This window comes from bacterium (assembly GCA_019912885.1).
Lineage (GTDB): Bacteria > Lernaellota > Lernaellaia > JACKCT01 > JACKCT01 > JAIOHV01.
Genome location: JAIOHV010000034.1, coordinates 64,677 through 73,716, shown reverse-complemented (window position 1 = coordinate 73,716; position 9,040 = coordinate 64,677). Strand labels below are relative to the sequence as shown.

Genomic DNA, 9,040 nt, shown 5'->3' with positions numbered 1-9,040 from the left:
TCGTTACGCCATTCGTGCAGGTCGGAACTTACCCGACAAGGAATTTCGCTACCTTAGGACCGTTATAGTTACGGCCGCCGTTTACCGGGGCTTCAGTTCGCCGCTTCTCCCACCGAAGTGGAATGACAGCTCCCCTTAACCTTCCGGCACCGGGCAGGCGTCAGACCCTATACGTCGTCTTGCGACTTTGCAGAGTCCTGTGTTTTTAGTAAACAGTCGCTACAGCCGTTTCTCTGCGACCCTCTTCCGCTCCACCCGCGAGGGGCTTCACGTAACGAGGGCACACCTTATCCCGAAGTTACGGTGTCATTTTGCCGAGTTCCTTAACGATGGTTCTCTCGAGCGCCTTGGTATTCTCTACCTACCCACCTGTGGCGGTTTCCGGTACGGACGGCCCTGTCTTCGCTAGAGGCTTTTCTTGGTGGCATGGAGTCGGCCAGTTGGTTTGCCCGAAGGCGCACTTCCCCGCGTCCCTTGAGGTTAAGAAAGTCCGGATTTTCCTGGACCTTCCCTCTACGTAGCGGCCGAGCTAATCCAACAGCTCGTAGGCGTATCCTTCCACGTCCCCCCATCGCGACTTTGTCAGACAAGACCGGTGCAGGAATATTAACCTGCTTTCCATCACCTACGCCTTTCGGCCTCGGCTTAGGAACCGACTAACCCTGGGCGGATTAACCTTGCCCAGGAATCCTTGGGTTTTCGGCGAAGGGGTTTCTCACCCCTTTTCTCGCTACTCATGTCAGCATACTCTCTTCCGTTCCCTCCAGCGGACCTCACGATCCACCTTCACCGGTACGGAATGCTCCCCTACCGATCCCGCTTACGCGGAATCCCGCAGCTTCGGTATCATGCTTAGCCCCGTTGAATTTTCGGCGCAGCCCCATTCGACCAGTGAGCTATTACGCTTTCTTTAAAGGATGGCTGCTTCTAAGCCAACCTCCTGGTTGTCTGAACGGTTCCACTTCCTTTGACACTGAGCATGAATTTGGGGACCTTAGCTGGCGGTCTGGGCTCTTTCCCTCTCGACGACGGAACTTATCTCCCGCCGTCTGACTCCTGAGCATCAAGCAATCGGCATTCGGAGTTTGGTTGGGTTTGGTAACCTGGTGGGGCCCCTAGTCCATCCAGTGCTCTACCTCCGATTGTCTAACTCAAGGCTATACCTAGATATATTTCGGGGAGTACCAGCTATCTCTGGGTTTGATTGGCCTTTCACCCCTATCCACAGCTCATCGGCTGATTTTTCAACATCAGTCCGTTCGGTCCTTCACAGGTTGTTACACCTGCTTCAACCTGGCCATGGATAGATCACTCCAGTTTCGGGCTTACTCCCCGCGACTTGACGCCCTATTCGGACTCGCTTTCGCTTCGGCTACACCTGACGGCTTAACCTAGCCACGGAAAGTAACTCGCTGACCCATTATGCAAAAGGTACGCAGTCACCCGGCGCGCCGAAGCGCCCAGGCTCCCACAGTTTTGTAGGCACGCGGTTTCAGGTACTATTTCACTCTCCTCACAGGAGTACTTTTCACCTTTCCCTCACGGTACTGGTTCACTATCGGTCGACAAGGAGTATTTAGCCTTGGAAGATGGTCCTCCCGGATTCCCGCAAGATTTCTCGTGTCCCGCGGTACTTGGGAACAAGGCAAGGAAGCTTCGTTTCATTTCGTCTAAGGGGCTGTCACCCTCTCTGGCCGGCCATCCCATGCCGTTCGACTACGATCGAAGTTTGTAACTTCCCGATATCGCGGCAGCGATATCAAGCCCTGTCCCACGACCCCGCTCCTACAACGCCTGCCGGCTTGACATAGGTGCGGTTTAGGCTGTTCCCCGTTCGCTCACCACTACTAGGAGAATCTCATTGATTTCTGTTCCTGAGGGTACTTAGATGTTTCAGTTCCCCTCGTTCGCCACCGGCGGCTATGGATTCACCGACGGTTTCCCAGACATGACTCTGGGAGGGTTTCCCCATTCGGACATCCTCGGATCAAAGCTTGTTTGGCAGCTCCCCGAGGCTTTTCGCAGCCTGCCACGTCCTTCATCGCCTCTTGTCGCCTAGGCATCCACCGTGTGCCCTTTCGTGCTTCACCAAGCAAATTGGCGAAATTGTCTAACCCGTTGCGATATTCACTTTTCAAGGAGCGCGCGATTTTCTCGAAAGCCGAGTCGGCGCGCCCGGCTGGGCGCGTCCACGCGGATCTCGTCTATCGCGGCGACGGGCCGGGTCCTGCGGTCTTGCGGTCCGCCTGTCGGCTCGGCCAAAGGTCGGCCAGGGTCCACGTTGGAGAATACCGGAGTCGAACCGGCAACCTCCGCCGTGCAAGGGCGGCGCTCTTCCAGTTGAGCTAATTCCCCAGGAACCGGAAAGTGGGCCTAGGTGGATTTGAACCACCGACCTCACGCTTATCAGGCGTGCGCTCTAACCAACTGAGCTATAGGCCCGTGGAAGAAGCGGTCCGCCTCGCGTGATCGCGCCCGTCGCTTCGATCGTCGTTCAAAGAGCGGCGCCCGTCGGATGTCCGGGGGCGCGACCGGGAACGGTCCCTGAAATCTGAATAGCGGCGCACTATTTCGGTGATTGACCAGAATCTTAAGCCCGAAGGCCGAAAATCCTTAGAAAGGAGGTGATCCAGCCGCAGGTTCCCCTACGGCTACCTTGTTACGACTTCACCCCAGTCGCTGACCAGACCTTAGGCGCCTGCCTCCCTTGCGGGTTAGCCCAGCGACTTCTGGTCCAATCAACTCCCATGGTGTGACGGGCGGTGTGTACAAGGCCCGGGAACGTATTCACCGCGGCATGCTGATCCGCGATTACTAGCGATTCCACCTTCATGGAGTCGAGTTGCAGACTCCAATCCGAACTGAGACCGGCTTTTTGAGATTAGCTTCACCTCGCGATGTCGCGACTCTTTGTACCGGCCATTGTAGCACGTGTGTAGCCCTGAGCATAAAGGCCATGAGGACTTGACGTCATCCCCACCTTCCTCCGGCTTTACCTCCGGCAGTCTTCTTAAAGTGCCCGGCCGAACCGATGGCAATTAAGAACAAGGGTTGCGCTCGTTGCGGGACTTAACCCAACATCTCACGACACGAGCTGACGACAGCCATGCAGCACCTGTCTCTCTGTCTCCATTGCTGGAGAAAACCGTGTTTCCACGGCGAGCAGAGGATGTCAAGCCCAGGTAAGGTTCTTCGCGTTGCGTCGAATTAAACCACATGCTCCACCGCTTGTGCGGGCCCCCGTCAATTCCTTTGAGTTTTAGTCTTGCGACCGTACTCCCCAGGCGGAGTGCTTAATGCGTTAGCGTCGGCACTGAAGGGGTCAATACCTCCAACACCTAGCACTCATCGTTTACGGCGTGGACTACCAGGGTATCTAATCCTGTTTGCTACCCACGCTTTCGCGTCTCAGCGTCAGTATCGGTCCAGGAAGCCGCCTTCGCCACCGGTGTTCCTCCTGGTATCTACGAATTTCACCTCTACACCAGGAAGTCCACTTCCCTCTCCCGTACTCAAGACCAACAGTTTCCAATGCAGTTCCCGAGTTAAGCCCGGGGATTTCACATCGGACTTGATCGTCCGCCTACACGCGCTTTACGCCCAGTGATTCCGAACAACGCTCGCACCCTCCGTATTACCGCGGCTGCTGGCACGGAGTTAGCCGGTGCTTCCTCCAGGGGTACCGTCAAAGCACATGGATATTAGCCATATGCCACTTCTTCCCCCCAGACAGGGCTTTACGACCCGAAGGCCTTCTTCACCCACGCGGCGTTGCTGCGTCAGGGTTTCCCCCATTGCGCAATATTCCCCACTGCTGCCTCCCGTAGGAGTCTGGACCGTGTCTCAGTTCCAGTGTGGCTGATCATCCTCTCAGACCAGCTAACCATCACTGCCTTGGTGGGCCGTTACCCCGCCAACTAGCTAATGGTGCGCGGGCTCATCCTCGGGCGACAGCTTTCATGAAGAGGCCGCCTTTTCCCGCGAGACCTGATGGCCTCGTGGGCTTATCCGGTATTAGCCGCCGTTTCCAGCGGTTGTCCCGAACCTAAGGGTAGATTACCCACGTGTTACTCACCCGTGCGCCACTTTACTCACCCCCGAAGGGGCTTTCTCGTACGACTTGCATGTGTTAGGCACGCCGCCAGCGTTCGTTCTGAGCCAGGATCAAACTCTCCAGTTGAATCCTGTGCACACGAGATCAGCTCTCGTGTTAGCTCCATGACTGACATGGTTGGGGCACCTTAATAGCACGTTGATTTCCGCTATTCAGATTTCAAAGACCGGTTCTCGGGATTGTTTCGCGTTGCTCACGCTAAATGCCGCCCGCTTCCGAGACCTCGGCGGGCATGGCTTACGGTAGCGATACCCACCCGCATTGTCAACGCTAATCCGCCCTGGCGCGCTTGCCGTTTTTTTTGGCTTTTTCTCGACCGGCGAGTCGAAACGCCCCATGGCAGGGGCGAGGTTTATACGCAAATGGAACTCCCGCGTCAAGCGGTCGCTTCGCGATCCCGAAAATTCTTTCTCGCGACCCGCCGGTGTGGCCGAATGCCCGGAAATCCCCCGGAAATACTGGATAAGCTCACTCGCGGAGCCCGGCGGTTGACGCCGCGGGCGCGCACGGAACAAATACACCTGCCGTGAAAATTCCAACCGGAGGACGCATGATCCGCCGCCTGGCCGTTGTCTCGCTATTCCTGTTCGCGAGCGCCTGCGCGTCCAGCCGATATGTCGGCTATCGCATGTCACCGGACTCGCCTCCTTTGACCGGCGAGATTCGACTCGCCGCGCTTGCGCAATCGGTATCGATCACGTTCGACGAACATGCCATCCCGCACATCGACGCCGCCTCCGACGCGGACGCGCTCGCCGCGCTCGGATACGTCCACGCGCGCGAGCGCCTGTTCCAGATGGAACTCATGCGCCGCGCCGCCTACGGCCGCCTGTCGGAGATGTTCGGCAACCAACGCTCGCCCGACGGCGCGCTGCTTGCCGACACGCTCGCCATCGACCGATGGATGCGCGGACTTGGCGTCGGGCGCATGGGCGACCGCGAGGCCGCCGCGATGGACGACGATTCCCGGCGCCTGGCCCTTGCGTACGCCGCGGGCATCAACGCGTACATCGAAAACGGCGAGCGCCCGATCGAGTTGCGTCTGCTGGATGTCGAACCGGAACCGTGGACGCCCGCGCACGTCGTGGCGGTCGGCCGGCTGACAGGCTTTGGCCTTGCACTCAACATGCCACACGAGCTGATCCGCTTTTCGTTCGCCGCGGAACTCGGCGAAGACGTCGCGGAGGAAACCTTCCCGCGCATCGACGAGCCCGGTCCCGCGATCATCGAGTCGAGGATCGAGGATCGAGGATTGAGGATCGAGACCTCGCAAGCGACCGTGTTCGACCGCAAACCCTGGCATGACGCGGCGCTCGCGATCGCCGGCGCACACGGATCGGCGGCGTCCGTGCTTTCGCTCTACGCGCCGGCGGAGGCGTCGAATAACTGGGTTATCAGCGGGTCGCGCAGCGCAAGCGGCAAGCCGATCCTGGCGAACGATCCGCACCTCGCGCATGGCGTTCCGTCGATCTTTTGCATGGCGCATCTGAAGTCGCCGAACTTCGACGCCATCGGCGTGACCATCCCCGGCACGCCGCTCGTGATCCTTGGCCACAACCGGCACCTCGCATGGGCGGCGACGACGACCTTCGCCGACACGCAGGATATCTACCTCGAGCGCCTGGACCCGAACGATCCGAATCGTTATCTCACGCCCGACGGTTCCGAGGCGTTCGAAACGCGCGTGGAGACGATTCGCGTGAAAGACGGCGGCAAGTTCGAGGAGCATCGCGTCACCCTTCGGCGCACGCGGCACGGCGCGGTGATGGACGACTTTTTCGACGGCATGCCCAAAAGCGGGGGCGTCGTTGCGCTGCGTTCCGCGATGGACGACGGCTCCGAGGACTACCGCGCGATGATGCTCGTCGCGCGCGCGACCACCGTCGCCGAGTTCCGCGACGCCATGAGCTTCTGGCACGCGCCGATCCAGAACTGGCTCGTCGCGGATACCTCCGGCGGCATCGGCTACTACCCTGCCGGGCGCGTGCCGCAACGCGTGGGATGGGACGGCACGCGGCCCGTGCCCGGCTGGACGGACGAGTTCGAATGGGGACCGTACATCGCCGCCAACGAGATTCCGCAGCTCTTCGATCCTTCGTCGGGCATGATCGTCACCGCGAACAACAAGGTGGTTCATCCGAACGCCTATCCCTGGCCGTATTCGTACGACGCCTCGCCGGGCTACCGCGCCGCGCGCATCCGCGAGCTTTTGGCGTCGCGCGAAAAATGGGACGCGGACGGCATGCGCGAAATGCAGGCGGATACCTATTCCAAGCAGGGCGAGTCCCTTCGCCCGGCGCTGCTGGCGGCGCTCGAATCCGCGGAACTGACGGAACGCGAACGATTCGCCGCCGGCATCCTGCGTTCGTGGGATCTGCACGCGCGCGAGGATTCCGCGGGCGCTACGATCTTTTACCAGACCTACGGGCGGGCCTGGACGATGACGCTCGCGGACGACCTGTCGCCGCGCCTTTTCGGCGTGCTGAATAACATCCACTACATCTATGGCTTCTTCGATCGCCTGTGGCGCGAAGTTCCGAACGCGCGCGTGTTTGACGACAAGACGACGCCCGCGGTCGAGACGCGCGACGATATCCTCGTCGCCGCGTTCAAGGCCGCAATCAACGGGCTCGCCGTGAAATACGGCGACGACCCGGCTGCGTGGACCTGGGGAACGGTGCACCAGATCACCTTCAAGCACCCGTTCGGCAGCGTGGGGGGAATTGGCGGTTTCTTCAACGTCGGACCGCTGCCGATCCCCGGCGAGCGCGGAACGATCTGGGCGGCCAAGAGCGCGCACACCGACGATTTCACCTCGCCCGTCGCCGCGGGTCCGGTTTTCCGCCACGTGGTGGACATGGCGCACCCGGAGACATCCTTCATGATCATCGACGTGGGCCAGTCGGGCTGGCCCGGCACGCGGTATTACGCGAACGCGGCGGGCGACTGGCAAGCGGGAAGTCTCTGGCGCGTCGAGATGGACGAGGCCGCCTACGAGGCCGGCGCCGTCGGCCGACTGACGTTGGCGCCGTAGGCGGGTGCGGGCCGTCCGCCCTGGGAACGCCGAGCTCCAGCTCGGCAAAGAAGCGCGGGCGTCAGCCGTCAGCCGTCAGCTTTCCCGCTGCGCCGCTTTCCGAAGCAGGCGGGACGCCTGCGCTCCCGACGAATCGCAATCGAAGCAGGCGGGACGCCTGCGCTCCCGGGCCCGTGCGGCTGATCGCTGAGAGCTGATTGCCGAAAGCTGACAGCTACGCGCTCGTGCACTCCAACGACGCGCTGATCCAGTCGCCCGTACAGAGATCCTGTGCTTCCTTGTTGTCGCACCCCGCCGCGACGCGGCAGTCGATCAAGTCGGTGATCGCCGCTTCGACGCACGCGTCCCACTTCTCCTCCCACGAGCGGATCCAGTCACACTCGACGCTCGCGCCGTCGGCGGTCATCCCGCATCCCTGGAAAAAGTCGAGGCACTCCTGCGTCGCCTGCTCCGCCGCGGAGGGCGGATCGTCGTCGTCGGCCGCGTCGTCGTCGCCGTCATCCGCATCGTCGTCAACGGCATCGTCGTCGGCGTCAGGCTGATCGTCCTCGTCATCATCGTCGTCGTCGTCGCCGCACGCGAGGATCGACGCGGTGAGAATCGCCACGACAAACATCGCCAGGATCAGTCGGTTCATCGCCGTCATGAAAAAGCTCCCTCCGATAAAAAAACGCCCGCGGCGCGAGGCCGCGGACGTCTCCCGAATCTCTACTCGTCAGACAGGTTTAGAAGCACGCCGTGGCTTCGGTCGCCCACTGATTGCTGCACTCGGTCTGCGCCGCGGAGTTTTCGCAGCCGGCCGCGTCGAGGCAATCAAACAGATTGGCGAGCGCCGCGTCGAGGCAGTCGTTCCACAGATCCGCATATGTGTCGAGATAGTTGCAGGCCGTTGTGGCCTGATCGGCGGTTAGCCCGCAGCCTTCATAATAAGCGACACAGTCGTCATACGCCTGTCCGATTCCGTCGTCATCGTCTCCAGCGTCATCGTCGTCGTCGTCATCGCCGCCGACATCGTCGTCATCATCGTCATCGTCGTCATCGTCGTCGTCGTCGTCGCCGCAGGAGCAACCCGCGCCCACCGCCATCGCGAACATCGCGATCAGCGCCATAAACGCAAACCAGTTCCACTTCATGTCGAAGTCCCTCCAGTTGGTGAACGGTACGTACCGTTCAACGTTCTGTGTGTTCGGCGTTGTTTACAGGAAACGGCGGCGCGGCGCAATCCGTACGAACTTGTCCACGATACGCAAAAAAACCGGCCCGGTCTTTGAAAACCGGGCCGGTTCAAGACCACCAGGAAGTCGGCTAACTTCCCGTTAATCCTCGCATTCCTCGATCAATTCGTTCATCGAGTTGAAGCAGGTATTGAACGAGTTCAGCCAATCCTCACAATCGAAGTCTCCGTGGATGCACTCCAGGAAGTGCTCGAAACCGATCTCGTTGCAGTCCGAGAAGCCCATATCAAAGAAGAAGTCGCACCAGTCTCCGGCGTCCTCCTCATCGATACCGGCGCATTCCTGAAGGAACTGCAAGCAGTCGTCGAAACAGGTCTGCAGGAATTCGTCGTCGTCGTCGTCGCCGCCCGTGTCGTCGTCCGTGCCATCGTCGTCGGTCATATCGTCATCGTCGTCGTCGTCGTCGTCATCGTCGTCGTCACCGTCGTCATCGCAATCGGGATTATCCTCGTCGTCATCGCAGGGCTCGAAATCGACCTCGTCGTCGTCGTCATCCTCGTCATCGACATTACATTCGCAACCTTCCAAAGCCGCGAACGCAAAAAGGAGCGCGATCAAAATGGCTCCATATTTGAATGACATACGCATCAGATAACTCCTTTCGAGAAATAAAACATCCGCGCCCTGTTAAAGTGCCCCTGCCCCAAGGCCATCCGG

4 protein-coding genes, 2 tRNA genes and 2 rRNA genes are annotated in these 9,040 nt (G+C 60.1%); 1 reads left to right on the top strand and 7 read right to left on the bottom strand.

Going from position 1 to position 9,040, the window contains the following annotated elements:
* The 4 genes from K8I61_02885 to K8I61_02870 all read right to left on the bottom strand — a co-directional run.
* Positions 1-2,090, bottom strand: a 23S ribosomal RNA gene (locus tag K8I61_02885); the annotation flags it as partial.
* Positions 2,091-2,282: 192 nt separating this feature from the next.
* Positions 2,283-2,355 (bottom strand) — tRNA-Ala (locus K8I61_02880).
* Between the two features lie 13 nt (positions 2,356-2,368).
* Positions 2,369-2,442: transfer RNA gene (locus tag K8I61_02875), tRNA-Ile, on the bottom strand.
* A 175-nt stretch (positions 2,443-2,617) separates the two neighbouring features.
* Positions 2,618-4,180, bottom strand: a 16S ribosomal RNA gene (locus K8I61_02870).
* Between the two features lie 484 nt (positions 4,181-4,664).
* Here K8I61_02870 and K8I61_02865 point away from each other — a divergent pair.
* Complete coding sequence (locus K8I61_02865; protein MBZ0270953.1) at positions 4,665-7,148, top strand: penicillin acylase family protein; 2,484 nt, start codon at positions 4,665-4,667, stop codon at positions 7,146-7,148.
* A gap of 214 nt (positions 7,149-7,362) precedes the next feature.
* On the opposite strand, the gene K8I61_02860 is transcribed toward K8I61_02865, so the two are convergent.
* The 3 genes from K8I61_02860 to K8I61_02850 form a co-directional block, all read right to left on the bottom strand.
* Positions 7,363-7,794, bottom strand: a complete 432-nt coding sequence (locus K8I61_02860) for a hypothetical protein (protein ID MBZ0270952.1) — start codon at positions 7,792-7,794, stop codon at positions 7,363-7,365.
* 79 nt (positions 7,795-7,873) lie between these two features.
* Positions 7,874-8,281 (bottom strand): hypothetical protein, encoded by a 408-nt coding sequence (locus K8I61_02855; protein ID MBZ0270951.1) that lies wholly within the window; start codon positions 8,279-8,281, stop codon positions 7,874-7,876.
* Positions 8,282-8,464: 183 nt separating this feature from the next.
* Positions 8,465-8,971 carry a hypothetical protein gene (locus K8I61_02850; protein ID MBZ0270950.1) on the bottom strand — a complete coding sequence of 169 codons (507 nt, stop codon included), beginning with the start codon at positions 8,969-8,971 and terminating at the stop codon, positions 8,465-8,467.
* Between the last annotated feature and the right edge of the window lie 69 nt (positions 8,972-9,040).